Below are 23869 nucleotides of genomic sequence, written 5' to 3'. Positions count from 1 at the left end.
CATGACCCAAAAGATTCAGATCAAGGGCCTTCGGGTTTATGGCTACCACGGTGTGATGGAGCACGAGCGTGATGAGGGCCAGTACTTCATCATTGACGCCACCATCAAGGTTGATGCGAAGCGTGCTAGCTCCACAGACGATATTTCAAACACCGTCAGCTATGCCGAAATAGCTCAGCTAATCGCTGACAACGTTAGAAACAATCCAGTGAATTTACTCGAGACTCTTTCTCAGCGAATCGCTGATGAAGTGCTAACTGCGTCAGGACCTTGGGCAAAGTCGGTAAAGATAACGGTTTCAAAACCTGATGCGCCGATCGATCTTTACTTCGACACCGTGGCTGTAACAGCAAAGGCAAAAAGGCAGTCCTAGTGGGCACCTGGAAAATTGCGGTGCTGGCCCTTGGTGCAAACCTGGGCGATAGACAAAAAACCATCGAGACCGCTATCGAACAACTTGCTGCTCAGAAAAAGATCCGTGTGCTTGAGAGGTCCCCTCTAGTTGAATCAGTTGCGCTGACCGAGTCGGGCGAAGACAAGTCGCTACCTAGTTATCTGAACGGTGTTATCAAGATTGCAACTCAGCTTCGTCCAAAAAAGCTCCTGGAAGTCATCACCAGAATCGAGAATTTGCACGGACGGATTCGTCTGCACCGATGGGGTTCTCGAACGCTTGATATCGACATCATCACTTATGAAGATGTCTTTAAATCCTCCAAGCACCTAACTATTCCTCACCCACAAACCCACCACCGTCCATTCGTTCTAGTTCCGTGGACTCTGATGGATGAAGAAGCAATTTTGCCGGGGCATGGTCGAATAGCAGATCTTTCAAGTTCTATGACCGCGCAGGTGAGTGTGCTGAAATGAAACCCACCAAGCTATCGCTACTGCTACTTATATCTATTCCATCAACCCTCGCATCGTTTTTCGTTGCAAGCTTTATGGTTGGTCGCGGTCTTCAGGTTCCGGTATCGCCTAGCAATCTTTTGATCACCCTGGCTGCAATTTCTGCAGTGCTCCTTGTTCTTTCGATTCCTATCTGGCGCTACCGCAGCGCACTAAAGCAAAAATCCACTCAGCGCCCCAAGCGCGTTGATCCGTTCTACGCGGTTAGAGTTTTGCTGCTTGCCAAGGCAAGTGCATTAGCTGGCGTGCTATTTGCCAGCTGGCATTTGGGTGTGGTTATCTTCACTTTGTCGGGAGCCGTGGTGGTGCAGAGCTTGGTGTTGCAAAACAGCTTTGGATTTATCGCCAGCGTGATGCTGATTGTTGCAGCACTGATTACTGAGCAAATCTGCCGTCTACCTCAAGACAGTGACCCAGATCCAGATCAGGCGGTGACCTCTTGAAACAGGGAAGACTAAACGTTGGAGTAATAGGTACAGAGCCTGCTGGAATTGCGATGGGTCAAGCCCTAGCCACCGCCGGTCACATGGTGGTTGCCGTTAGCACCGCAACACAGGATTTAGACGATGCCCTAGATGTATTGCTGCCACAGGCAAAAAGATTGACCGATACCCAAATTCTTGAGGCGGCTGATTTAGTTCTGCTTGCTGTTCCAGCAGCAGAAATCACCGCAACCGTTTCAGATCTTTCTGATTCTTGGCGTGCTGGCCAACTTGTTGTTCATCTCGCTGCTGAGTTTCATCACGAAATTTTGAGCGAAGCGTTCGCAAAAGGTGCTATTCCACTTGCAATTCATCCAGCAATGCGCTTTACCGGAACCAGCTTGGATCTAAATCGCATGAAGGAAAGCTTTTTTGCGGTGAGTGCTCCAGCTGTTGCACTACCCATCGCTCAAGCTCTAGTTATTGAGATGGGTGCCGAGCCTATTGTTATTGCCAGCTCGGCACGGGCCAGCTATGCCGAGGCAATCGAGGTGGCAAGCAATTTTTCCGCAATGATTGTTAATCAAGCAATCGGATTGCTGGAGCAAGCGGGAGTTGAAAACCCAGCACTAGTTATTGCTCCGGTGATTGAGAGTGCGGTGGATCAGGCTTTGTCCAAAGGGCACCGTCAGATCAAGCCGGAAGATTTGATAGGGGACGCTTAGATGAAGGTCGTGAGGACAGTAGCGGATGTTGCGCTGTTGGTCTCGCGAACCAAAATCTCAGGCAAAAAAGTTTCATTCGTTCCAACCATGGGAGCAATCCACGAGGGGCACCTGTCCCTAATCGCTACGGCTAAAGAACATTCTGATCTGGTCGTTGCATCCATTTTCGTAAACCCACTTCAGTTCACAAGCACCGCGGATTTTGAGCTTTACCCAAGAAATGAAGACTCAGATGCCAAAGCGCTAAACAAAGCCGGAGTAGAAGTTCTATTTCTTCCAACCGTTGATGAGATCTATCCAGATGCGAATTACGCCATCACCCAGAAGGCTGGTCCGGTAGGCCAGACCTACGAGGGCGATTCAAGACCCGGGCACTTCGACGGCATGCTCACGGTGGTATCCAAACTGTTTGATATCGTTCAACCAGATATCGCAGTCTTTGGTGCCAAAGATGCTCAGCAGCTATTTCTCATTCGCCAGATGGTCAAGGCTCAGAATCCACTTGGCACTCGTGATCCAATTGAGATCATCGAGGCTCCAACCGTTAGGGATTCCAAGGGCCTTGCCCTTTCAAGTCGCAACAAGCGATTGTCTAAGGCTCAGCTTCAGCTGGCGCTGACTCTGCCAAATGCACTCAACGAAGCAAGCCTTGCCGCCTCTCGAGGAGGCGGACCATCCAGCGCCTACTTCTCCGCGAGCTCCGTATTTACTGCAAGTGGTGAGGCTAAACTCGATTATCTAGCCTTGGTGAATCCAGCAACCTTTCAAGCAATTGAAGAAGGATTCACTGGCCAGGCACTGATGATTGTTGCCGCAACCGTAGGTGACGTAAGACTTATCGATAACAGGTTGATCACCTTCTAGGAGAAACAAAGCGCAATGACCGACCAGCTAGAAAACGATTTCGAAGATCTTCCGGAGCAAATTGCCGTTCGCATGGCAAAGCGCGAAAAGCTCAACGAGCTCTCCGACGCCTACCCGGTCTCACTTCCAATCACACACACCATCGCTCAAGTTCGAGCCGAGTTTCCAGATCTAGAAATTGACGTTGCAACCGGAAAAACTGTTTCGGTTGCAGGACGCGTAGTTTTTGCTCGCAACACAGGCAAGCTTTGCTTCGCAACTTTGCAGTCAGGCGATGGCGAAAGAATTCAGGCGATGGTCAGCCTCGACAAAGTCGGCGAGGAATCCCTAGAGCTATACAAAGAACTAGTTGATCTTGGCGATCACCTATTTGTTGAAGGCGAAGTAATCACTTCCAAACGCGGTGAGCTAAGTATTTTGGTTGCAAGCTGGAAGATGGCAGCTAAAACAATTCGCCCACTGCCAAATTTGCACAATGATCTTTCAGAAGAATTCCGCGTACGCCACAGGTACATCGATCTAATCGTTCGCGACCGCGCACGTGAAGTTGTGAAGATTCGCTCTCAAGTTATGCAGTCAATGCGTAAGACATTCACCGAGGATAACTATCTAGAGGTTGAAACCCCGATGCTTCAGTCGATGCACGGTGGTGCATCGGCTAGACCGTTCAAGACCCATATGAACGCGTTCGACATGGAACTGTTTTTGCGCATCGCACCTGAACTTTTCTTGAAGCGTGCTGTTGTTGGAGGCATCGAACGTGTCTTTGAGATCAACCGCAACTTTAGAAACGAAGGTGCTGACTCAACTCACTCACCGGAGTTTGCAATGCTCGAGGCTTACCAGGCCTACGGCGATTACAACACCATGGCTGATCTAACGAGAAAGCTAATCCAAAACGCCGCGCAGGAAGTTTTTGGTACTCAGGTAGTCAAGCTCGAAGACGGGGAAGAAAACGATCTTTCCGGGTCTTGGAATCACATCTCAATGTTTGATTCATTATCTGCCGCAGCTGGAGTTGAAATAACACCAGAGACCCCGATGGCGGAGCTAAAGAAACTGGCTGACAAAGTCGATATCGAAATCGATCACCCGCTGCACGGTAAATACGTCGAAGAGCTTTGGGAGCACTTTGTGAAGCCGGGTCTTACATCCCCAACCTTTGTTATGGATTTCCCGGTGGACACCTCTCCTTTGACTCGCGATCACAGAAGCAAACCAGGTGTAGTAGAGAAGTGGGATCTTTACATCCGCGGCTATGAGCAGGCAACCGGATACTCGGAGCTAGTTGATCCAGTTATTCAGCGCGAGAGATTTGTGGCACAGATGGCACTTGCAAAATCTGGTGACCCAGAGGCAATGAAGCTTGATGAGGAATTCCTAAAGGCACTCGAGTTTGGAATGCCACCTTCGGGCGGTATGGGTATGGGAATCGACAGGCTGTTGATGAGCCTTACCGGTCTTGGAATTCGCGAAACAATCCTGTTCCCTCTTGTGAAGTAAACTTGACGTTGTGGAAGAAATCGAAGTAGTAGCCCTAACCCCCTTGGAGTGGCTCGCCGATTTTGGAATGTCCATGATCCCGCCGATTCTGATGGGCTTGTTGTTCTACGCGGTAATGCGAGGCATTTTCAGAGCCGACGCCACCGAGCGTAAGGTTTATGGCCAAATCGAGGCTGAAGAGCGCGCCAAGCGCAAAAAAGCCTCTAACGCCTAGGGCGAACAAGCCTTATTTTGAGCCTTCTGGCTGGTTAACATCTTTACCTAGGGCAATTTATTGCCCCCTTTCAAGGAGTAAAAGATGTTTGAGAAGTTCACCGATAAGGCCAGACGAGTCGTTGTCTTGGCCCAGGAAGAAGCGAAGCTTCTTAACCACAACTACATCGGAACCGAACACATCCTTTTGGGTCTTATCCACGAAGGCGAAGGCGTTGCTGCCAAGGCCCTCGAGTCACTCGGCATCAACCTAGACGCAGTCCGCGATCAGGTTCAAGAAATCATCGGACAGGGCCAGCAGGCGCCATCCGGACACATTCCTTTTACTCCTCGTGCAAAGAAAGTTCTTGAGCTTTCACTTCGCGAAGCACTTCAGCTTGGCCACTCTTACATCGGAACCGAGCACTTGCTGCTTGGACTTATCCGTGAAGGTGAGGGCGTTGCCGCTCAGGTCCTTACTCGTCTAGGAGCTGACACTAACCGCGTTCGTCAGCAGGTTATTCAGTTGCTTTCTGGTTTCCAAGGAAAAGAAACCGTTCAGGTTGGTGGAGAAACAGTTGCCCCACAAAAGGGATCACAGATTCTTGACCAGTACGGCAAGAACCTAACTCAGTCGGCAGCCGAAGGAAAGCTTGACCCAGTAATCGGTCGTGAGCGCGAAATCGAGCGCGTGATGCAGATTCTTTCTCGCAGATCCAAAAACAACCCAGTACTAATTGGTGAACCGGGTGTTGGAAAAACTGCAGTTGTTGAAGGACTTGCTCAGGCAATCGTTTCCGGAAACGTTCCAGAAACTCTAAAGGACAAGCAGCTTTACACTCTCGATCTTGGTTCCCTTATTGCAGGAAGCCGCTACCGCGGAGACTTCGAAGAGCGCCTTAAGAAAGTCACCAAAGAAATTCGAACCCGCGGCGACATCATCACTTTCATCGACGAGATCCACACCCTGGTTGGTGCCGGAGCCGCAGAAGGCGCCATTGACGCTGCGTCAATCTTGAAGCCGATGCTTGCTCGTGGAGAGCTACAGACCATTGGTGCAACTACTTTGGACGAATACCGCAAGCACTTTGAAAAAGACGCAGCGCTTGCTCGTCGTTTCCAGTCGGTGCAGGTTAACGAACCATCGCTTCCTCACACCATCAACATCTTGAAGGGTCTTCGCGACCGCTACGAAGCTCACCACAAAGTTTCCATCACTGACGGTGCAATCGTTGCCGCAGCATCGCTTTCAGATCGCTACGTCACCGACCGCTTCCTACCGGACAAGGCAATTGACCTTCTGGACGAGGCTGGAGCAAGACTTCGCCTATCGATTCTTTCTTCACCTCCGGAGCTTCGTGAAATTGAAGAGCGCATCGTTGGTGTTCGCGTCGAGAAGGAAAAGGCTATTGAAGGCCAGGACTTTGAACTAGCGGCATCTAAGCGCGATGAGGAAAAGAAGCTAACTGCCGAGCGCGCACAACTTGAGAAGCAGTTCCGCAAGGGCAACGTTGCAGCACAGGGTGTTGTTGACGAGGGTCTAATCGCTGAGGTTCTAGCTCAGGCAACCGGTATTCCGGTGTTCAAGCTAACCGAAGAGGAAAGCGCGAAGTTGATCTTCATGGAAGACGAACTACACAAGCGCGTCATCGGTCAGGAAGTTGCAATCGCAGCGCTATCCAAGACCATTCGTCGTCAGCGCGCGGGACTAAAAGACCCGAAGCGTCCTTCAGGTTCGTTTATCTTCGCCGGTCCTACCGGTGTTGGAAAAACAGAACTTGCCAAGGCACTTGCTGAATTCCTATTCGATGACGAGAACGCACTTATTTCGCTTGATATGTCCGAGTATGGCGAGAAGCACACCGTGTCTCGTTTGTTCGGTGCTCCTCCAGGATTTGTTGGATTCGAAGAAGGTGGCCAGCTAACCGAGAAGGTTCGCCGCAAGCCATTTAGCGTTGTGCTATTCGACGAGATCGAAAAAGCTCACCCTGATATCTTCAACTCACTTCTTCAGATTCTTGAAGAAGGTCGCCTAACCGACGGTCAAGGTCGAGTAATCGATTTCAAGAACACCGTGATCATCATGACCACAAACCTTGGAGCAAGAGATATCTCAAGAGGCGCAATGGGCTTTAGCCTTGAGGGTTCTTCCGACAACGATTACCAGCTCATGAAGGCAAAGGTTAACGAGGAGCTAAAGCGCAGCTTTAGACCAGAGTTCCTAAACCGCGTTGACGAAACAATCGTCTTCCCACAGCTAACCCAGACCGAGCTATTGCAGATTGTGGAGCTATTCATCAAGCGCCTATCGGTTCGTCTAGAAGAGCGCGACCTAACCCTCGAGCTAACCGATGCAGCCAAGAAGCGTCTGATGGAACTTGGCTGGGAGCCAAGCCTTGGAGCAAGACCGCTACGCCGTGCTGTCCAGAGAGAAATCGAAGACAAGATCAGCGAGCAGATTTTGCAGGGAGAGCTCAAGAACTCCAGCCACATCAAGGTTGACTTCGTTGGTGGCGAATTCGTATTCGTTAGCAACGTACGCGAATCTGTAGCCATAACCGCCTAGCATTTAGGGATGGAAGCAATCAAGGTTCGAGCTGCTCGAACCGGAGACATCAAAGCAATCGCAGATCTTTGCGGACCCCTGATTCAGTCGCGCGTGCTTTTGGGAAAAGAGCGAGTTGAGCTCTACGAATCCGTTCAAGAATTCTTTGTTGCAGAAGATGCCTCAGGCAAAGTCATCGGTTGTGGCGCTCTTCACGTGATGTGGGAAGACCTAGGCGAAGTAAGAACTGTGGCAGTTCACCAGGCCCACCAGGGAACCGGAGTTGGCAGGGCAATTATTGAAAACCTTTTTGAGCGTGCAAAGGCTCTCGGTTTGAAGAGAATTTTCTGCCTGACATTCGAAGTTGATTTCTTCAGCAAACTTGGCTTTGAGCCGATCGCCGATACCCCAGTTGAACCTGAGGTTTATGCCGAGCTGGTTCGCTCTCACGACGACGGTATTGCCGAATTTCTTGATTTAGCAAGGGTAAAGCAAAATACTTTGGGCAACACCCGCATGCTTAAGCTGCTCTAGCTAGACCCAAACCTAAAATTAGAGGCATGTCCCAGATGCCTAGATCCAGAAGACCGTCCCCAGAAGTATTTCGCCGTCGCCGAATTGCAGCAGCTCTTGTGCTGGCAGTTGTGGTTGGACTGGTGTGGGCGGGTGTGAGCGCAATCTCATCCTGGCTTGGTGGATCTTCAAGTACCCAACTACAACTTCCAGACGGCATGGCCGAATCAAGCGTTGTTGTTGAATCGGGAGAATTGTGCCCACCGGGAACAGTCGTTGTTGAAGCTCAGGTTGGAAATTCTGCCGGACAAACCATGACTGCCTTTGCAGCCGAAGAGACACCACACATTTGGTTTACTCTCACAAACACAAACTCAGTTGACTGCACATTCAACGCAGGCGCCAAAGTTCAGTACTTCACAATCCAAAGTGGCGACCAGGATATCTGGAGCTCCGCTCAGTGTGCAAGAGATTCTCTTGAAGATGGCAACATTGTCCTGCCTGCAGGAGAGACTATGTCAAGCTCACCTTCACCATGGGAGAAAGTTTTCTCTAGCGATTCAGGTTGTGGAGCAGATCAAGCACCCGTGACAACCGGTGGCGCTAGCTATCACCTAAAGGTTGATGTCAGCGGAGAGCTTTCAACAAACGACCAGCAGTTTGTTCTGAACTAGTTCTTTAGTCCCGCAGCTAACGCTTTAGTTAGTTGCGTGAAGTTCGAGTCAATTACTTTCGTAAAACCAAGTCGCTTTGCTTCGTTTTGTCTAATGACAGCTTGATTCACTTTTCGAATTTCTCCAGCAAGGCTGATCTCTCCAAAAGCAACAACGTCGTGCGAAATCGGCTGATCCTTGATGGCGGATGCAATCGCTAAAGCAATTGCAAGATCTGCTGATGGTTCGGATACTTTCACACCACCAACTGTTGATACATAAACATCTAGCTCTGAAAGTCTTAAGCCCGCTCTTCGTTCTAGAACCGCGAGAATCATCGCAACTCGCGATGAGTCAACACCGTTCGTCACACGCCTTGGCTGGGCGGTTGAACTTTTGACAACCAGCGCCTGAATCTCAGAAATAAGGGCACGTTTGCCCTCGAGGGTGACTGTCACGCAGGTTCCAGAAACTTCTGTTTCAGAGCGAGAGAGAAAAAGCCCGCTTGGATCTGGAACTTCGGAAATTCCATCCCCGGTCATTTCAAAGCAGCCAACCTCATCGGTTGGACCAAAGCGGTTTTTGAAAGAACGAATAAAACGAAGGCTGGTTTGGCGATCACCTTCGAAGTGACAAACCACATCTACCAAGTGCTCTAGTGCCCTAGGACCCGCAACCGTTCCGTCTTTGGTGACGTGGCCAACCAGGATGATCGGAAGGTTTGATTCTTTTGCAACGCGAATTAAATTTGCCGCAACCTCGCGAACCTGAGAGGGCATTCCTGCTGCGCCATCTATTTCGCCGGCGATGATGGTCTGAACCGAGTCAACAATCAAAAGCTCTGGCTTTAGGTGATCAATCTGGCCTAAAACAGTTGCCAGATCATTTTCGGAAGCCAAGTAAAGATTGTCTGAAAGAGCACCTGTTCTATCGGCACGAAGTTTGATCTGACCGGTAGATTCCTCACCGCTTACGTAAAGCACCCTCAGCCCCGATTTGGCACTGTTGGCGGCAACTTCTAATAGCAGGGTGGATTTACCAACACCCGGTTCACCAGAGAGTAAAACCACGGCTCCAGGAACAATTCCGCCGCCTAGAACTCTGTCGAATTCTCCAACTCCGGTTGGACGAGAGTGCACCTGATCGGTGGAAATAGAAGTTATTGGCTTGGCGGCAAAGTTATCGCCGATGGCTGCCGGTCTAATCGAACGAACGACGCCGATGCCTCGGCCTTGGCCTGAAGCAGATAACTGAACGGTATCCCAGGACTGGCATTCCCCGCACTGGCCAACCCACTTAGCCGTGCTCCAGCCACACTCAACGCAGGAGTACTCGGATTTAGTTTTTGCCATGGGTACCAAACTACCCTGACCCACCGATACCAATGAAGGTTAAGCTTGGAGTATGGAAAACAACAAAATCGCCGTTATTGGCGCGGGCTCAATGGGCGGAGCCATCTTGAGCGGCCTGATCGCCGCCGGCACCGCAGCCGATTCCATCACCGCTTCAACTGCAACAACCCAGAGCGCCAAGGCGCTTTCCGACAAATTTGGAATCAAGAGCTTCGCTCTTGATGCATCGCCTTCTGCCAACTCCGACGCTGCCGAAAACGCTGACGTTTTGCTAATCGCGGTCAAGCCCGCAAAGGTTTTAGAAACACTTGAAGAAATCAAGGGATCCGTCAAAGACGGCGCGCTTGTTATCTCGGTTGCAGCCGGAGTTACAACTGAGTCGATGGAGCAAGCAATTGGCTCTAAGGCATCGGTTATTCGAGCGATGCCAAACACTCCATCGATTGTTGGTCACGGTGTCACCGGCATCGCTAAAGGTAAAAGTGCAAACGATAACCAACTGTCCCTAGCTAAAGACCTTTTTGAAACCGTCGGTCAAGTGATTATGGTCGATGAAGAAAAGATCAACGCCCTAAGCACTATCTCAGGATCAGGGCCGGCATATGTTTTCTACTTCGCTGAGAAGCTGATGAGCGCAGCAAAGAAGATGGGCTTTAGTGAAAAGGAAGCCAACCTAATGGTTCGAGCAACCTTCTTAGGCTCAGCTACATTGCTTGCAGCTTCTAGCGATTCTCCCGAAACCCTTCGCGCGCAAGTCACTTCCCCTAATGGAACAACCATGCAGGCAACTGCGAGATTTGATGAAGCCGATCTAGAGAAAGTTTTCATTGAAGCAACCGAAGCCGCACTGGCTCGGGCAATCGAGTTAGGAAAAAACAAGTAATGAGCGACATCTTTAAAGTAATTGCAGACCCGAAGGCACGTCTAGTTCTTGAGAAGCTAGCAGCAAAGCCAGCTTCAACCGTTACAAAAGCAGCTACCGCCACAAAACTAACTTCCGCGCAGGTCACAACAATTCTTACCTCTTTGTCTGAAGCCAAACTTGTTAAGGGAACCGGTTCTGGTGCGAGCAAGAAGTACTCACTGAATGCCAAAGGCTTTGGCCCATACATCACCTGGCTTGCCAAGGTAGCCGAAGCTCAAGCTGTTGCGAGTTTGGAAAAAGAAGTCATGGTTCTGGGAGAAAAACTGGGCAAGGGATTGGCTGATGGTTCAGTTTGGGTTTCCAAGAGGCTCAAGCAAAACCTAGGTGTTGACACCAAGAAGGTTGCTAAGGACTTAGGCCGCAAAGCCGCTAACGCTAAGCGCGATGTTCAAAAGGAAGTCAAGGCAGTAAAGAAAGAAGCTAAGGCGATTGTGACCAAGGTCAAAAAGAGTGTTAAGCGCTAGCCTTCACTTCAGCTATTAGATTTTCAACTTTGGCTTTGATCTCGTCGCGGATTCCGCGAACGATTTCAATGGGCTGATCCTTCGGATCAGTCAATGGCCAGTCGAGGTATGTCTTGCCCGGAAAGTATGGGCAGGCATCTCCGCAACCCATTGTGATTACGTAGTCTGACTCCAAAACCTTTTCGTCTGAAAGCTTTTCTGGTTTTGCAGTTGAAAGGTCAATTCCTTCTTCCAGCATCACAGCCATGGCCATTGGATTGATGTCTGTGCCAGGTTGCGTTCCAGCAGAGAGCACTTTGATTTGATCTCCGGCTAGGTGCTTGAGATATCCCGCTGCCATTTGGGAGCGTCCTGCGTTATGAACGCAAACAAACAAAACTGTTGCAAGATTAGACATTTTTATTTCTCCTAGCCTTTGACCCGAATCAAAACCTCGTTGCGCTTTAGAAAGCCCGGCTTCCAGGGTGGATCGAACCTGGCAAAGTACAAGCTACCCACGGTTTGTAAACCAGAGCTTAACAACTCGCTAATTAGCTTCTCGCCTTCAAGATCAAACCTTGCTGGACTCCAAGAGCCCGAGAAGCGCTTGGCAGCAGCCAAGTGCTCAGGCACCTCAATGACCTTAACCCTTGGGTCAAGGGAGGCTGGAACATCCCCTGATTTCATTTCCTCCGGAAGAACAAATCTGACCATGTGTTTGGAGGCGCTAGCCGATTCTTGGATCACAGGGGCAGTCATGGCAATGGATTTATTGCCCTTGTTGTTTCCAGAGATGAACTGAACCAGTGGCCTAAAGCCCATGCTTCCTGCATTCACAAAATCGCCACCCACGGTGGTTTCGATCTGAATCCCCGCCGGATACTTGCGAAGCTCAAACCCCTTGTGCTGGGAAAGGACTGTGTAGGGCTGCTGTTGGGTCATGGTCTTAGTTTAGGTACCTCCAGGGTTGACAACTGGGCTCGCCAAGTAAAATAGCTCTCAAAGCTAGACATTTAGGAGGAACCAATGACAACAGCAGCTGATGATTCAAACCTTAGAAAATATGCCGGAAAACAACTCAAACTGAAACGTGAGTTTAAGGAGTATTTAGTTGTGTACGCATTTGTTAGTGCCCTCACTACAGGAATTTGGTTCTTAGCCACCCCTGGCTTTTACTTCTGGCCTGGCTGGGTGATGTTTGGAATGGGTATAGCAGCTGTGATTGCTGGCCTGGATGCCTATGGGAAACTCTCCAACAAACCCATTACTCAAGCGGAAATTGACGCCGAAGTTGAGCGCCTGAAAACTAAGAGATAAGCTTTGGGGGTTGCCGGATTTGGCGGCAATCAACAAGATGAGGTTTTCGTGGGTTCAGTAATCAAAAAGCGTCGCAAGCGTATGTCTAAGAAGAAGCACCGCAAGCTACTTCGTAAGACTCGCCACCAGCGTCGCAATAAGAAGTAAACCGCTAGTCGCGGTTTGCTTTTAGCTCACGCTTCTTAAAGTCATAAATCGGCCAATCGGCCGCCTTCGCATATCTAGTCAAAATTTTGTCTGGGTTAACTGCGACCGGATGTCCAACAGCCGTCAACATCGGTAGATCGTTGTGAGAGTCGCTGTAGGCGTAGGATTTTTTCAAACTCAGGTTTCGAGTCTTTGCCAGTTCCTTGATCGCAACTCTCTTGGCTGGACCGTGAACCGCTTTCCCAACTAGTTGGCCGGTCAGAATGCCATTTTTTCTCTCGACCTTGGTTCCGATTGCTCCGGTCAAATTCAATCTCTTGGCTATGACATCTCCAAGCTCTTGGGGAGCGGCAGTGACAAGCCAGACCTCTCGACCTTCGGAGATGTGGTCTTTAGCCAGGCGAACTGTTTCAGGCCAAAGCTTTAGCTTGATGTGCCTGTCGTAAACCTCGTCAACTAGTTCTTCTAGGTCACGAACTCGGTGGCCTTCAACTAGAGATAAAGCGCGATCTTTTAGAGCGGCTAGCTTGTTATTGTTCTCGCCCTTCCAGATAAAGCGAGCCTGAGCCAGGGCAAAGCGCCAAAAGTCTTTGCGGCTAAAGAAGTTTCTTTCGAAGGCGGACTTTCCAAAAAGAAATGAACTTGAGCCACGCAAAATGGTGTTGTCAACGTCAAAGAAAGCAGCAGCTTTCTTGGGTTGGTCCTTTGCGGCAGGAGACCTCTTTGACGGCACGAGGTAAGTTTAACCTGTGTCCAAGCTGATCTCACTCACACTGCTAACTAAGCCCGGTTGCCACCTGTGTGAAGAGGCCCAAAAAGCCATTGAACTAGTGATGTTTGAGTTCAGTAAAGAAAATTCAGACGTCGTTCAAATTGAACTAACTGAGCTAAACATTCTCGAGGACGAAGCTCTCAAAAATCAGTATTCGGAAGAAATTCCGGTGCTTCAGATAAATGGCGCAACGCATGCCTATTGGAAAATTGACTCAGAGCGTTTGATTGCTGCTCTGAACGAATTGGTTTAGGGCTCTAGGCGGTTTGGTCCGCGGAACAAGAATCCAACTTCTCTAATGCTTGGCTGGTGCAGCATCAGCATGATTACTCGAAGAAGACCCATTCCAAAACCACCGTGGGTAGGTGCTCCGTAGCGGAAGAAGTCGATGTAAGTCTTGAGTCCCTCTGGGTCAAGTCCTTTTTGCTTAGCCTGCTCGATCAAGATATCAATTCTGTGCTCGCGCTGTGCACCGGTAGTAATTTCTGTTCCGCGCCAGATCAAGTCGTAGCTCTTGGTTAGCTCAGGGTTACCCTCGTGTCTCATGTGATAGAACGGGCGAACGGTTGATGGGTAGTCGGTCAAAAATACGAACTCATGGTTGAAAGTTTCAGCAACGTGAGCTGCAATCTGGCGCTCACCTTCTGGATCCATATCTCCGCCACGGACAACTTCGTGTCCACGAGCTTTCACGATTTCCACAGCTTCAGAAAGTGGAATTCTTGGGAACGGACGGGTTGGAACAACAACATCAACATCGAACAGTTTCTTGATTTCCTCGCCGTGGTTATCTTTCACGGCTTGGATGGCTGCCACCATTAGCTGCTCCTGAAAGTTCATAACGTCTTCGTGGGAGTCGATCCAGGAAATTTCCATATCCACTGATGTGAACTCGGTAGCGTGACGGGAGGTGAACGACGGGTCAGCACGGAACACCGGACCGATTTCAAAGATGCGGCCAAGGCCAGCCATCATCGCCATCTGCTTATAGAACTGTGGGGACTGGGCAAGATATGCAACTGTCTCGAAGTACTCAAGCTTGAATAGCTCAGCGTTTGACTCAGAAGCTGATGCCATTAGCTTCGGGGAGTGAATCTCGGTGAAGCCGTTTTCTAGCCAGAACTTTCTCCAGGCTGCCTCGATGGTGGTCTGGACCTTGAAAACCAGGTTCATCTCAGGTCGACGCATGTCCAAAAAGCGCCAGTCCAGACGCTTATCAATAGAGGTGTCATCGGCAATTGGAGTCTCAGGATCTGCCAGGGTGACGATTTCTAATTCATCAAGCTGAATCTCAAGTCCGCCGAGCTTTACTCGCTCGTCGTGAACTAGGCGTCCTTTGATCCAAACAAAGGATCCATTGGTAAGAGTTGAGACTGAATCAGCAAGAGCGTCTTCGTCGGCAGGGCGTGGGTAGGTAACCTGAACGTCGCCTGTTTCATCCCTGAGAATGATGAACTGAATTCGCTTTTGATCTCTGAGCTTTTCAACCCAACCACCGAGGACAACTGGTCCATCTTGCATCGCTGCTAGGTCTTTGACGAGGTGGCGCTCACGCATAGTTCTTACTCTCTTATTTGGGCTTCAGGGGCCAAGTTTAGCTCGGGTTAGACTTGGAGCATGCCCGCCACCCGTATCCATCTGGTTCGCCACGGGGAAGTAGATAACCCCAACAAAGTGCTCTACGGGCGCCTTCCAAACTTTGCTTTAACTGCTCTAGGTCGCCAAATGGCGGAAGCAACTGCCCAGGAGCTAGCAAGCACCGGGGCCAATTACACAAGGCTTATTTCATCTCCCTTAATTCGCACCCTGCAGTCTGCTCGACCAATCGCAGAAGCGCTAAAGCTCTCGGTAGCTACCGAGTCACTGATCATTGAACCGACGAACATCTTCGAAGGTAAAAAAGTTGGACTTCCAACAGTTATGGCAAACCCGGCATATCTTCTAAAGCTTTACAACCCCCTAAAGCCTTCCTGGGGAGAGCCCTATAAGCAGATCGTGGCTCGCATGACCGAAGCCCTAAGACGTGCCTGGGATGAAACCGCAACCGGGGAAGTAGTCATGGTTTCCCACCAGCTTCCGATTTGGGCTCTTCACTTGGCAGCTGCCGGAAGACCGCTTTGGCACGACCCAAGATCCAGAAGGTGTGATCTATCGAGCATCACAAGCTTTGAATTCAAAAACAACAAGCTTGTCGAAGTTGATTACCGTGACCCAGCCAAATCCTTGAGAACCCAAGCAGTGGACAGCGGTGCCGTTTGAGAAAACTTCTAGCCGCGCTCGCGATATCTGCATTAGTGCTAACTACCTCAGCTTGCGCGAATGATTCACTTGCCGATCAGTTCCGTTCTGGAGATAACAAGAATTACATCGCAGGCGATGGCACAGTCACTGAGTTCGCACTTGGCTCAAGACCAAAGGCTGCCAGCTGGTCAGGTATCACCGAAAGCGGCGAAGAAATATCCAGCACGCAGCTTGAAGGCGTAATCACCGTTATGAACTTTTGGTACGCGGGTTGTGCGCCATGTCGAATTGAAATGCCTGAGCTTATTGAATTGCAGACGGAGTTTTTGCCTGAGGGTGTTCAGTTCATCGGTGTGAACGTGCGTGACAGTGCAGAAACTTCTTTAGCTTTTGCTCGAAGAATCAACATGAATTTTCCATCTGTAATGGATGCTAAAACCGGATCGGTAGTTTTGGGCTTTACCGGAGTCGTCACTCCTCAAGCTGTTCCAACAACTCTGGTGATTGATGCGCAAGGGAATGTTTCGGCGAGGGTGCTTGGACGAATCGATAAAGGCATTTTGACAACCTTGGTAAAAACTGTGATTGAGGAAAGAAAATGAGCCCGGGCGAAATAATCCTGGGCGGTTCGCTAATTGCAGCGATGCCACTTGCGCTGATTGCAGGAATCATTTCTTTTGTTTCTCCTTGCGTACTTCCATTGATTCCCGGCTACCTCGGATACATCTCCGGGGTTGCTGACGGGGGAGCAAAGAAGTCAAGAATCATTCTTGGCTCGGTTTTGTTTGTGTTGGGATTCACCGCGGTATTTGTTTCTTTCGGTGCTTTGTTTGGCGGTCTTGGTGCACTGATTTATATCAACAACCTCACCTGGGTTCAGCAGGTGCTGGGTGTGCTGATCATCCTGATGGGATTTGTACTGATTGGTCAGTTCTCGTTTCTGCAGAGAACATTCAAAACCGGAATCAAGCCAAGAGTTGGCCTGGTTGGAGCACCACTACTAGGTGTGGCATTTGGCCTTGGCTGGACGCCGTGTATTGGACCAACCCTCGCTGCGGTGCTTACGCTGGCATCTGATGCCGGTTCCCCAGGTCGTGGCGCACTGTTGGCATTTTTGTATTCGCTTGGAATTGGACTTCCGTTTATTGCAATCGCGGCCGGCTTTGGTTGGGCTACAAGATCTGTTGGCTTTGTCAAAAAGCACATTCGCACCTTCAACATTGCAGGTGGAGTGCTACTAATTGCACTTGGAATAGCACTTGCTACCGGTGTCTGGGTTGGTTTTGCAACCTGGCTACAGGGGGTGTTCGGTGTCTTCGTCCCAGCTCTATGAGGCTCCAGAGATTGGTCTAACCGGATGGTCGCGTTGGATTTGGCGACAGCTAACCAGCATGCGCACTGCATTGATTTTGCTTTTGCTGCTTGCGGCTGCATCAGTACCTGGATCGATTTACCCGCAGCGCTCAGCTGATCCAAATGGTGTTGCAAAGTATTTTGACGAAAATGCACAGCTTGCTGAAGTGTTGGATATTTTCCAACTGTTTGATGTCTACACATCGATTTGGTTCTCGGCAATTTACATTCTCCTTTTCACGTCTTTAGTTGGTTGTGTTCTACCTAGAACCAAAATTCACTTCGAGGCACTAAAGGCAGAACCGGTTCAAACTCCAACTAATCTTTCGCGTATGCCGGTGTTTGAAAGCACAACTGCACCCATTGGAATCGATCCGGTGGAAAAGGGGATGCAGATTCTCAAAAAACAGCGGTACCGCGTGATTCGTCGTGGGGATTCGATTAGCGCCGAAAAGGGATACCTGCGTGAAACAGGAAACCTGGTCTTTCACTTTTCTCTAGTCGGCGTACTGATTGCAATCGGAATCGGTGGAGGCCTTAGCTTCTCGGGTCAGCGAGTTCTCGCCGAAGGCGACACTTTTGTGAACAACCTCGCAGGTTTTGATTCACTTTCCCCAGGTACTTTCTTTAACCCAGACAACCTGGCACCGCTCAGTGTCACGCTGGACAAATTTGAAGTTGACTATGACTTTGCAAACGAGACCAACATTGGAGCACCGCTTGATTTTCGAGCAACTGTCACTGTTCGAAGCCCAGAAGATCAGGTCGGTAAGACCGCTCTAGTTCGAGTCAATGACCCTCTTGATGCCACAGGTGCCAGTGTCTATTTGACTGGTCACGGCTACGCTCCGCAAGTGACTATTCGTGATGCCAATGGTGATATTAGCTATTCGGGTGCCACTGTTTTCTTGCCGCAGGATAGCAACATGACTTCGATTGGAATCATCAAAGTTCCAGATAATCTGCCCGAGCAAATTGGAATTGTTGCTTTTTTCTATCCGAGCGTGATTGAACTATCTAGTGGCGCTTACACATCAATTTTCCCAGGCGTGATTGAACCCCTAGTTTCGCTAAATGTTTACACCGGTGATCTGGGACTCGATAGCGGAATTCCTCTAAATGTTTATGCGCTCGATACAGATCGCTTGACTCAAGTTGCAGGTCGAGGAACCCCGAATCCCGCGGTCGAAGTAAAACTTGGCGAGACTGCGGATCTGCCAAACGGTCTAGGAACTGTGACTTTTGATGGCGTCAAGAGATTTGCATCACTGGACATCGCTTACAACCCAGGACAATTTTGGGTCCTGATTTTCTCTCTTCTGGCCTTAGGTGCAGTCACCGTTTCACTTGTGACACCAAGAAGACGAGTTTGGGTGAAAGCAACAGCTGGTGGATTTGAAGTAGCAGCGCTTTCTAAGCGTGATGATCCAAAGCTCGAAGAAGTTGTTAGAGAATTAACTTTAAGCATAAGAAACGGATAATGAATTGACCTCGATCGTTTTGAACGAAGCGCTCTCCCAGCAGTCCCTGCTGGTTGTTTATGCCGCGATGGCAGTGTTTACCCTGGCCTTTTTGGTCTCGGTTTATCACCTGTCTCAAGCTGCCAGCCTGAAGGATAAAAACCAAAAGTCAGTTGTGGCCGTTGAGGGCATCGCCTTGGCGCTAACAATTCTTGCAACATTGATTTTGGCCATTGGTGTATTTATGCGGGGCTTTGCAGCCTCTCGAGTGCCTTGGGCCAATTTGTATGAATACTCAATTACTGGATCTTTGATTCTGTTGATGATTTACCTAATCTCAGTGCGTTCCAAAGAAGTTCGAATCATGGGAACTTTCGTTGTTGGATTTGTGCTCTTGGTTCTAGGAACAGCAGTTTCGATCTTCTATGTTCAGGTGGCATCTTTGATGCCGGCTCTGCAGAGCTACTGGTTGGTAATCCACGTGATGGTTGCACTATTGGCAACAGGCTTTTTCAGCCTGGCTGCTGCCCTTTCTGGGGCTTACCTTTTGAAAACTGCCAACTGGGTAGAAAATGCGAAAACTACCCGCACCAAAAACTTCAAAAAGATCATGGAGATTTTTCCTACGAAGGAAACTCTCGAAAGACTTGCCTACCGATTTAACATCATCGGCTTTGTGCTTTGGAGCTTCACATTGATTGCCGGTGCTATTTGGGCCGAGCGTGCTTGGCACCGCTACTGGGGTTGGGACACCAAGGAAGTTTGGACATTCATTATCTGGACGCTTTACGCAGGTTACCTACACGCCAACGCAACGCGTGGTTGGACCGGTAAGCGTGCAGTTTGGTTGGGGCTGATTGGTTTTGCTGCAGTTGTTTTCAACTTCACCATCGTGAACATGTTCTTCAAAGGACTACACGTTTACTCAGGTTTATAAATCAAGCCTCGAGCCCAATAAGCCTTCCGCAACGCTCAAGTCTTGCGATCCACCAGTCGTAGCGGTGATCTTCAGCTTTCAAAGTATCCAGTGCAGAAGTTGCAACCTCTGGTCTTCTAATTTCTAACACACCGTCAACTGGCTTTAGAGAATCTTTCACTAGATCCCCTGCAAATAGGTTCATGGTTCCAAGCCCGGCGTCAAAAGCAAGATTGTCCAAGCAAGCTGCGAAGTGAAGTTCTGCGCCTAAGCCGATTGAGGATTGCATCGCACTTGATGGAACAATCGGCAGCTTCGAAGAAGCTGCAATTTTAAGTGCGCTTGCAATTCCTCCAAGCGGAGCACTCTTTAGAACCAAGATATCCGCAGCCCCGGCAAGTTCAACAGCTAGCGGATCAGAGGATTTCCGAACCGACTCGTCGGCGGCAATAAGAGTTGTTTGACCGGTCTTGCTAATTTCTATTTTCATTTCGGCAAGCTCTGCGATAGTTGCAACTGGCTGCTCGAAGTATTCGAGTTCAACTCCTTCGAAGCTGATCTTTTCAAGTAGTTCCATAGCCTGAGAGATGTCGAATCCACCGTTGGCATCGAGTCTGATTTTGGCCTCTGGGTAGAGGCTCTGAACTTCAAGAATTCTTGCAAGATCATCCGCAATCACTTGACCTTTTTCAGCGGTCTTGATCTTTACGGTTGTGAACTTGCCTGCGCGGGTGAGGATTTTTGAAACATCTTGGGGTGCGACCGCAGGCAAGATGGCGTTGACAGAAACGCTTGTTCGTTTAGGGGTTGGAAGATCGCCGTAGCCCCATTCAATTGCAGCGGCAAGCCAGGTGGCTGCCTCCTCATCGGAATACTCGGTAAAGGCTGCCCATTCGCTAAAACCGTTAGGTCCTTCAAAGACAAGTAGCTCGCGCTCGGTGATTCCGCGGAATTTCGTTCTCAGCGGAATGCTGACTACGCGGGAAGTGGAAACTAGGTCTGAAAGGCGAGGGTTCACATTGTTAGTCTAGGAGTATGGCAAATCAAGTTTCTGAGCTCTTCGACGCTGCAATCTGGCAGCAAGTGGCAGGCTTTGAGAACCAAACCGACATCACCTATCACAGCCACGTGTCTATGGGGGTAGTGCGTATTGCCTTTAACCGTCCGGAAATCCGTAACGCCTTTAGGCCAAAGACCGTCGATGAATTAGCGGCGTCACTCGAGCACGCCAAGAACAATTCCAAAGTTGGAGTAGTTTTGCTAACCGGCAATGGCCCTTCACCAAAAGATGGCGGCTGGGCATTTTCCAGCGGTGGAGATCAGAACGTTCGCGGCAAAGATGGCTACAAGTACGCCGACGATGACAACCAGGCAGACCCAGCTAGATCTGGAAGACTGCACATCCTCGAAGTTCAAAGACTTATTCGCTTTATGCCAAAGGTTGTTATCGCACTCGTGCCAGGCTGGGCCGCCGGCGGCGGACACTCGCTGAACGTGGTTTGCGACCTATCTATTGCAAGCATCGAGCACGCCAGATTCAAGCAGACCGATGCCGATGTTGGCTCCTTTGATGCAGGATATGGCAGTGCTTACCTTGCTCGTCAGGTAGGTCAGAAATTCGCTCGCGAGATCTTCTTCCTAGGTCACGAATACAGCGCCGAAAAGGCAGTTGAGATGGGCGTTGTCAACAAAGCCGTGAAGCACAAAGACCTAGAAAAAGTCGGCGTTGCTTGGGCGGCCGAGATTATGTCCAAGTCACCAACTTCTATTCGCATGCTGAAATACGCCATGAACGCAATTGATGATGGCTTGGTTGGCCAGCAGCTCTTTGCTGGCGAAGCAACCAGATTGGCTTACGCCTCCGATGAAGCAGCCGAAGGTCGAGACGCATTTTTACAAAAGCGCGAACCAAACTGGGCGCCATACCCCTGGCACTTCTAAATCCAAATGACTAAACCGCTTGCGGTTGTTCCCGCCAACGACACCGTAGCTGCGCTATTGGTGATGGCTGATGTGATTGCTGGCAACAAAGCAATCTTTGTATCCCCAGCTGTTGTAAACGGCGAGCAAGCAAGCTTCGATGCAGTTCCAGAAACTGTTTCCGACAACATCGCTGCAATTGTTGAAAGCTCTGGCTCAACAGGCACCCCAAAGAGAATTTCAATCTCCACTTCGGCATTGCTGCACGCAGCACTTGCCGGGCAAGAAAGACTGGGGCCTCTAGGTCAGTGGCTTCTTGCACTGCCGATAAATTTCATTGCCGGCCAGCAAGTTTTGGTTCGCTCACTTCTTGCCGATCAGCAACCGGTGATTATGAATACCGCAGTTCCATTCACTGCTGAAGCATTTTTGCGATCGTCACTTCTGATGCAGCACGAAAACAAATACACCTCGCTGGTTCCCTACCAACTAGCTAAGTTGGTATCCGAAGCGGAAAACGACAAAGTATTGCTTTCGGCACTTCGAAGCTTCAGGGCAGTTCTTGTTGGTGGACAATCGACGCCGGAAGAGCTTCGATACAAAGCGTTGGATTTGGGCATCAGAGTTATCGTCAGCTACGGAATGACTGAGACAGCCGGAGGGTGTGTGTTTGATGGCGTTCCCCTTGATGGCGTGCGACTAAAGATTGCACCGGATTCCAGGTTGTTGATTTCTGGCAAAACTCTTGCCGAGGATCAGGACGATTGGATCTTTACCAATGACCTCGCCGAGCTATCTCCTGAGGGAAAACTAAACATCATCGGCCGAGCTGATCGAGTGATTGTCTCCGGTGGACTGAAGATCTCTCTAGAAAGAGTCGAGTATCTAGGTTCCGAGCTTCCAGGAGTTGAGCAGATCGCAGCTGTTGCAATCCAGGATGAGACTTGGGGAGAGCGCGTTGGAATTGCCTACGTTGGTTCACCTGAAGTTGCAGATGACATCGCAAATCAACTTGCGCACCTGTTGGGTCCTGCTGGAAAGCCAATAAGGGTTGTTCGCGTGGATAAACTACCTAAGCTTCACACCGGCAAAACCGATAACCGGTTGGTAGCCCAACTTTTTAGTCAGGAGTAATTAAGTGAAATCAAACAAGCTAAAACTTTGGATTGAGGGAGCAAGGCTTCGCACCTTGCCGCTTGCTATTGCACCTGTTGCAATTGGCGCCGGAGCAGCTGACTCGGTTCAGGCTTTTGATCTAACTCTTTCTCTTCTTGCACTTGCAGTTGCACTGTTTTTGCAAATTGGCGTGAATTTCGCCAACGATTATTCAGATGGCATCAGAGGAACCGATGACTATCGAGTTGGACCACTTCGGCTAACAGGATCTAAGTCGGTAAGGCCTGAGGCTGTAAAGCTTGCAGCGTTTGCATTTTTTGGATTGGCTGCAGCATCTGGTCTTGCAATTGTTTTGATCACGGGAATGTTTTGGTTGATTGCGGTAGGCCTTGCGGCAATTGTTGCAGCTTGGTTTTACACCGGAGGAAAAAACCCTTACGGCTACGCAGGCCTGGGTGAGCTTGCCGTGTTTGTCTTTTTTGGATTGGTTGCAACTATCGGGACGACTTTCGTTCAAGTTAGTTTCATTGAATTCAATGCGGTACTCGGCGGCATTGCCTCAGGTCTATTTGCGTCGGCTGTTTTGATGGTGAACAACATTCGAGATATTGAAACTGACAAGCTAGCGTCAAAGAAGACCCTTGCGGTAATGCTTGGCAAAAAGACCGCCACAGGATTGTTCCTTGTGATGATCTGGACGCCGTTTGTGATTCTTAGCTTTTTCACGCTGTTGTATCCGGCGACTCTGATGGGCTTTGCAAGCTTGTTGTTGGTAGCCCCGGCAACGCTTATTGTCTTGACTGCTAAGAGCGCGAAAGAACTGATTTTGGTTTTGAAGCTAACGAGCTTTGCTTCGTTGGCTTACGCCCTGGCCCTTGCGGCTGGGCTATTTATTGTCTTCTTTTGAATCCAAGATGGCGTTTTCAACGTCGGCGTCGGCATCTGGAACGCCATCGTTTTTGTCTCGGCGGGTTCGCTTGTAGATTTCGGTCGATAGGGCATCGCGCTGCTTATTCAAGAAAACCAGTGACACAGCCAGGGCTAGTACCCCAGCGATAACAGCGGAGTAGATGCCCTCGAATCCCAGCAGCAGAAATACTGTCAGGAATAGGGCAAACAGGCCGATTCGCGCGGAAATGAAGACCAGCCAGAGTTTTTTCACAGTTACATTCTAAGTTTGTCTCTCGCTTAGGCTTTACCTATGCCCCTAAGACTGTTGATCTTCATCGCCGTTGTTTGGTTGCTATTCACAGTGTTTGTAACTGTGTTTGCGGCAAGTGCAAACAAGAACGAAGTTAGAAACCTACCTAAGTGGTTGTGGGTTCTAATCTGCTTGGGTGTGCCAATTGTTGGTGGACTTTTGTACCTGGTTCTAGGCCGTCCACTCGGCGGACCAAAATCTCGTGGTGGCAAATCCAGAGTTGTAGCACCTGATGATGACCCAGCATTTCTTCGTGACCTATCAAGCAAGCTGGAGCCTAAGGAAGAAAAGCCAACAGATGTGCAAGCTAAAGACCAAAAGGATGAAGACCCAGAGTCTGATTCGAAGGACAAGTCCTAACATTGCTTCCAGCCGCTAGT

General features: G+C 49.6%; 31 protein-coding genes. 24 read left to right on the top strand and 7 right to left on the bottom strand.

The features are described 5' to 3' along the window. The first annotated feature begins 1 nt into the window (after window position 1). The 10 genes from folB (at window position 2) to AC8GDC_RS06005 (ending at window position 8347) form a co-directional block, all read left to right on the top strand. The gene (gene folB / locus AC8GDC_RS06050) at window positions 2-373 is read left to right on the top strand and encodes a dihydroneopterin aldolase (RefSeq protein WP_506557755.1); all 372 of its coding nucleotides are present in this window, start codon (window positions 2-4) and stop codon (window positions 371-373) included. After that, a complete protein-coding gene (folK, locus tag AC8GDC_RS06045; RefSeq protein ID WP_506557754.1) occupies window positions 373-870 on the top strand; it encodes a 2-amino-4-hydroxy-6-hydroxymethyldihydropteridine diphosphokinase in 498 nt (165 codons plus the stop codon). Before folB ends, folK begins: the two co-directional genes overlap by 1 nt. Then, entirely contained in the window at window positions 867-1352 is a 486-nt protein-coding gene (locus AC8GDC_RS06040; RefSeq protein ID WP_506557753.1) for a DUF3180 domain-containing protein, read from the top strand. Before folK ends, AC8GDC_RS06040 begins: the two co-directional genes overlap by 4 nt. After that, the gene (locus AC8GDC_RS06035; protein WP_506557752.1) at window positions 1349-2056 is read left to right on the top strand and encodes a DUF2520 domain-containing protein; all 708 of its coding nucleotides are present in this window, start codon (window positions 1349-1351) and stop codon (window positions 2054-2056) included. The genes AC8GDC_RS06040 and AC8GDC_RS06035 overlap by 4 nt, the downstream gene beginning before the upstream one ends. 9 nt (window positions 2057-2065) lie before the next feature. Continuing rightward, on the top strand, window positions 2066-2920 hold the full coding sequence (gene panC, locus AC8GDC_RS06030; protein WP_506557751.1) for a pantoate--beta-alanine ligase: 855 nt from the start codon (window positions 2066-2068) through the stop codon (window positions 2918-2920). A gap of 15 nt (window positions 2921-2935) precedes the next feature. Next, complete coding sequence (gene lysS / locus AC8GDC_RS06025) at window positions 2936-4423, top strand: lysine--tRNA ligase (RefSeq protein WP_506557750.1); 1488 nt, start codon at window positions 2936-2938, stop codon at window positions 4421-4423. A 10-nt stretch (window positions 4424-4433) separates the two neighbouring features. Continuing rightward, window positions 4434-4637: a hypothetical protein gene (locus AC8GDC_RS06020; protein ID WP_506557749.1), complete on the top strand. Its 204-nt coding sequence runs from the start codon at window positions 4434-4436 to the stop codon at window positions 4635-4637. 84 nt (window positions 4638-4721) lie between these two features. Next, complete coding sequence (locus AC8GDC_RS06015) at window positions 4722-7181, top strand: ATP-dependent Clp protease ATP-binding subunit (RefSeq protein ID WP_506557748.1); 2460 nt, start codon at window positions 4722-4724, stop codon at window positions 7179-7181. A 9-nt stretch (window positions 7182-7190) separates the two neighbouring features. Continuing rightward, window positions 7191-7694, top strand: a complete 504-nt coding sequence (locus tag AC8GDC_RS06010) for an amino-acid N-acetyltransferase (protein WP_506557747.1) — start codon at window positions 7191-7193, stop codon at window positions 7692-7694. Window positions 7695-7720: 26 nt separating this feature from the next. After that, window positions 7721-8347 (top strand): hypothetical protein, encoded by a 627-nt coding sequence (locus AC8GDC_RS06005; protein WP_506557746.1) that lies wholly within the window; start codon window positions 7721-7723, stop codon window positions 8345-8347. On the opposite strand, the gene radA is transcribed toward AC8GDC_RS06005, so the two are convergent. Continuing rightward, entirely contained in the window at window positions 8344-9678 is a 1335-nt protein-coding gene (gene radA / locus AC8GDC_RS06000) for a DNA repair protein RadA (protein ID WP_506557745.1), read from the bottom strand. The two genes, AC8GDC_RS06005 and radA, sit on opposite strands and share 4 nt — an antisense overlap. A gap of 52 nt (window positions 9679-9730) precedes the next feature. On the opposite strand from radA, the gene proC reads away from it, so the two are divergent. Further along, window positions 9731-10561 (top strand): pyrroline-5-carboxylate reductase, encoded by an 831-nt coding sequence (gene proC / locus AC8GDC_RS05995; protein ID WP_506557744.1) that lies wholly within the window; start codon window positions 9731-9733, stop codon window positions 10559-10561. Then, on the top strand, window positions 10561-11067 hold the full coding sequence (locus AC8GDC_RS05990; protein ID WP_506557743.1) for an ArsR/SmtB family transcription factor: 507 nt from the start codon (window positions 10561-10563) through the stop codon (window positions 11065-11067). The genes proC and AC8GDC_RS05990 overlap by 1 nt, the downstream gene beginning before the upstream one ends. Here the strand turns inward: AC8GDC_RS05990 and AC8GDC_RS05985 are convergent. Together AC8GDC_RS05985 and AC8GDC_RS05980 are read right to left on the bottom strand one after the other, a co-directional pair. Beyond that, complete coding sequence (locus AC8GDC_RS05985) at window positions 11057-11464, bottom strand: arsenate reductase ArsC (RefSeq protein WP_506557742.1); 408 nt, start codon at window positions 11462-11464, stop codon at window positions 11057-11059. The genes AC8GDC_RS05990 and AC8GDC_RS05985 overlap by 11 nt on opposite strands. Before the next feature lie 11 nt (window positions 11465-11475). Then, complete coding sequence (locus tag AC8GDC_RS05980; protein WP_506557741.1) at window positions 11476-11988, bottom strand: SOUL family heme-binding protein; 513 nt, start codon at window positions 11986-11988, stop codon at window positions 11476-11478. 84 nt (window positions 11989-12072) lie between these two features. Between AC8GDC_RS05980 and AC8GDC_RS05975 the strand changes: the two genes are divergently transcribed. After that, on the top strand, window positions 12073-12363 hold the full coding sequence (locus AC8GDC_RS05975) for a 2TM domain-containing protein (RefSeq protein WP_506557740.1): 291 nt from the start codon (window positions 12073-12075) through the stop codon (window positions 12361-12363). Window positions 12364-12411: 48 nt separating this feature from the next. After that, window positions 12412-12510, top strand: a complete 99-nt coding sequence (locus AC8GDC_RS05970) for a 30S ribosomal protein bS22 (RefSeq protein WP_005504750.1) — start codon at window positions 12412-12414, stop codon at window positions 12508-12510. Between the two features lie 4 nt (window positions 12511-12514). Here AC8GDC_RS05970 and AC8GDC_RS05965 read toward each other — a convergent pair whose 3' ends face one another. Beyond that, the gene (locus AC8GDC_RS05965) at window positions 12515-13243 is read right to left on the bottom strand and encodes an HAD family hydrolase (RefSeq protein ID WP_506557739.1); all 729 of its coding nucleotides are present in this window, start codon (window positions 13241-13243) and stop codon (window positions 12515-12517) included. A 16-nt stretch (window positions 13244-13259) separates the two neighbouring features. Here AC8GDC_RS05965 and AC8GDC_RS05960 point away from each other — a divergent pair, with 16 nt between their 5' ends. Beyond that, a complete protein-coding gene (locus tag AC8GDC_RS05960) occupies window positions 13260-13535 on the top strand; it encodes a glutaredoxin family protein (protein WP_506557738.1) in 276 nt (91 codons plus the stop codon). On the opposite strand, the gene aspS is transcribed toward AC8GDC_RS05960, so the two are convergent. Continuing rightward, entirely contained in the window at window positions 13532-14839 is a 1308-nt protein-coding gene (gene aspS / locus AC8GDC_RS05955; RefSeq protein ID WP_506557737.1) for an aspartate--tRNA(Asn) ligase, read from the bottom strand. The two genes, AC8GDC_RS05960 and aspS, sit on opposite strands and share 4 nt — an antisense overlap. A 60-nt stretch (window positions 14840-14899) precedes the next feature. On the opposite strand from aspS, the gene AC8GDC_RS05950 reads away from it, so the two are divergent. From AC8GDC_RS05950 to ccsB, 5 genes are read left to right on the top strand one after another with little or no spacing between them, the layout of a single operon-like run. Continuing rightward, window positions 14900-15541, top strand: coding sequence for a histidine phosphatase family protein (locus tag AC8GDC_RS05950; protein ID WP_506557736.1), 642 nt, complete (start codon window positions 14900-14902; stop codon window positions 15539-15541). Further along, window positions 15538-16125, top strand: a complete 588-nt coding sequence (locus AC8GDC_RS05945; protein WP_506557735.1) for a TlpA family protein disulfide reductase — start codon at window positions 15538-15540, stop codon at window positions 16123-16125. Before AC8GDC_RS05950 ends, AC8GDC_RS05945 begins: the two co-directional genes overlap by 4 nt. Beyond that, complete coding sequence (locus tag AC8GDC_RS05940) at window positions 16122-16856, top strand: cytochrome c biogenesis CcdA family protein (protein ID WP_506557734.1); 735 nt, start codon at window positions 16122-16124, stop codon at window positions 16854-16856. Before AC8GDC_RS05945 ends, AC8GDC_RS05940 begins: the two co-directional genes overlap by 4 nt. Then, complete coding sequence (resB, locus tag AC8GDC_RS05935; protein WP_506557733.1) at window positions 16834-18357, top strand: cytochrome c biogenesis protein ResB; 1524 nt, start codon at window positions 16834-16836, stop codon at window positions 18355-18357. Before AC8GDC_RS05940 ends, resB begins: the two co-directional genes overlap by 23 nt. A 4-nt stretch (window positions 18358-18361) precedes the next feature. Continuing rightward, window positions 18362-19273, top strand: a complete 912-nt coding sequence (ccsB, locus tag AC8GDC_RS05930; protein WP_506557732.1) for a c-type cytochrome biogenesis protein CcsB — start codon at window positions 18362-18364, stop codon at window positions 19271-19273. 1 nt (window position 19274) lies between these two features. Here ccsB and AC8GDC_RS05925 read toward each other — a convergent pair whose 3' ends face one another. After that, a complete protein-coding gene (locus tag AC8GDC_RS05925; protein WP_506557731.1) occupies window positions 19275-20270 on the bottom strand; it encodes an o-succinylbenzoate synthase in 996 nt (331 codons plus the stop codon). Between the two features lie 17 nt (window positions 20271-20287). On the opposite strand from AC8GDC_RS05925, the gene AC8GDC_RS05920 reads away from it, so the two are divergent. The 3 genes from AC8GDC_RS05920 to AC8GDC_RS05910 are packed head-to-tail and all read left to right on the top strand — an operon-like array spanning window position 20288 to window position 23195. Continuing rightward, window positions 20288-21193 carry a 1,4-dihydroxy-2-naphthoyl-CoA synthase gene (locus tag AC8GDC_RS05920; RefSeq protein ID WP_506557730.1) on the top strand — a complete coding sequence of 302 codons (906 nt, stop codon included), beginning with the start codon at window positions 20288-20290 and terminating at the stop codon, window positions 21191-21193. A gap of 6 nt (window positions 21194-21199) precedes the next feature. Then, window positions 21200-22306: an AMP-binding protein gene (locus tag AC8GDC_RS05915; RefSeq protein ID WP_506557729.1), complete on the top strand. Its 1107-nt coding sequence runs from the start codon at window positions 21200-21202 to the stop codon at window positions 22304-22306. Between the two features lie 4 nt (window positions 22307-22310). Then, window positions 22311-23195, top strand: coding sequence for a 1,4-dihydroxy-2-naphthoate polyprenyltransferase (locus AC8GDC_RS05910; RefSeq protein ID WP_506557728.1), 885 nt, complete (start codon window positions 22311-22313; stop codon window positions 23193-23195). Here the strand turns inward: AC8GDC_RS05910 and AC8GDC_RS05905 are convergent. Beyond that, on the bottom strand, window positions 23175-23450 hold the full coding sequence (locus AC8GDC_RS05905) for a DUF4229 domain-containing protein (RefSeq protein ID WP_506557727.1): 276 nt from the start codon (window positions 23448-23450) through the stop codon (window positions 23175-23177). The genes AC8GDC_RS05910 and AC8GDC_RS05905 overlap by 21 nt on opposite strands. 39 nt (window positions 23451-23489) lie before the next feature. Here AC8GDC_RS05905 and AC8GDC_RS05900 point away from each other — a divergent pair, with 39 nt between their 5' ends. Next, window positions 23490-23849 carry a PLD nuclease N-terminal domain-containing protein gene (locus AC8GDC_RS05900; protein ID WP_506557726.1) on the top strand — a complete coding sequence of 120 codons (360 nt, stop codon included), beginning with the start codon at window positions 23490-23492 and terminating at the stop codon, window positions 23847-23849. Window positions 23850-23869: the final 20 nt, after the last annotated feature.

Origin of the sequence: Rhodoluna miladensis (SeqCode) (assembly GCF_965234705.1) — a bacterium.
Classification (GTDB): domain Bacteria; phylum Actinomycetota; class Actinomycetes; order Actinomycetales; family Microbacteriaceae; genus Rhodoluna; species Rhodoluna miladensis.
The sequence above is the reverse complement of the archived record's forward strand: the minus strand, read 5'-3'. Positions and strand labels throughout refer to the sequence as shown.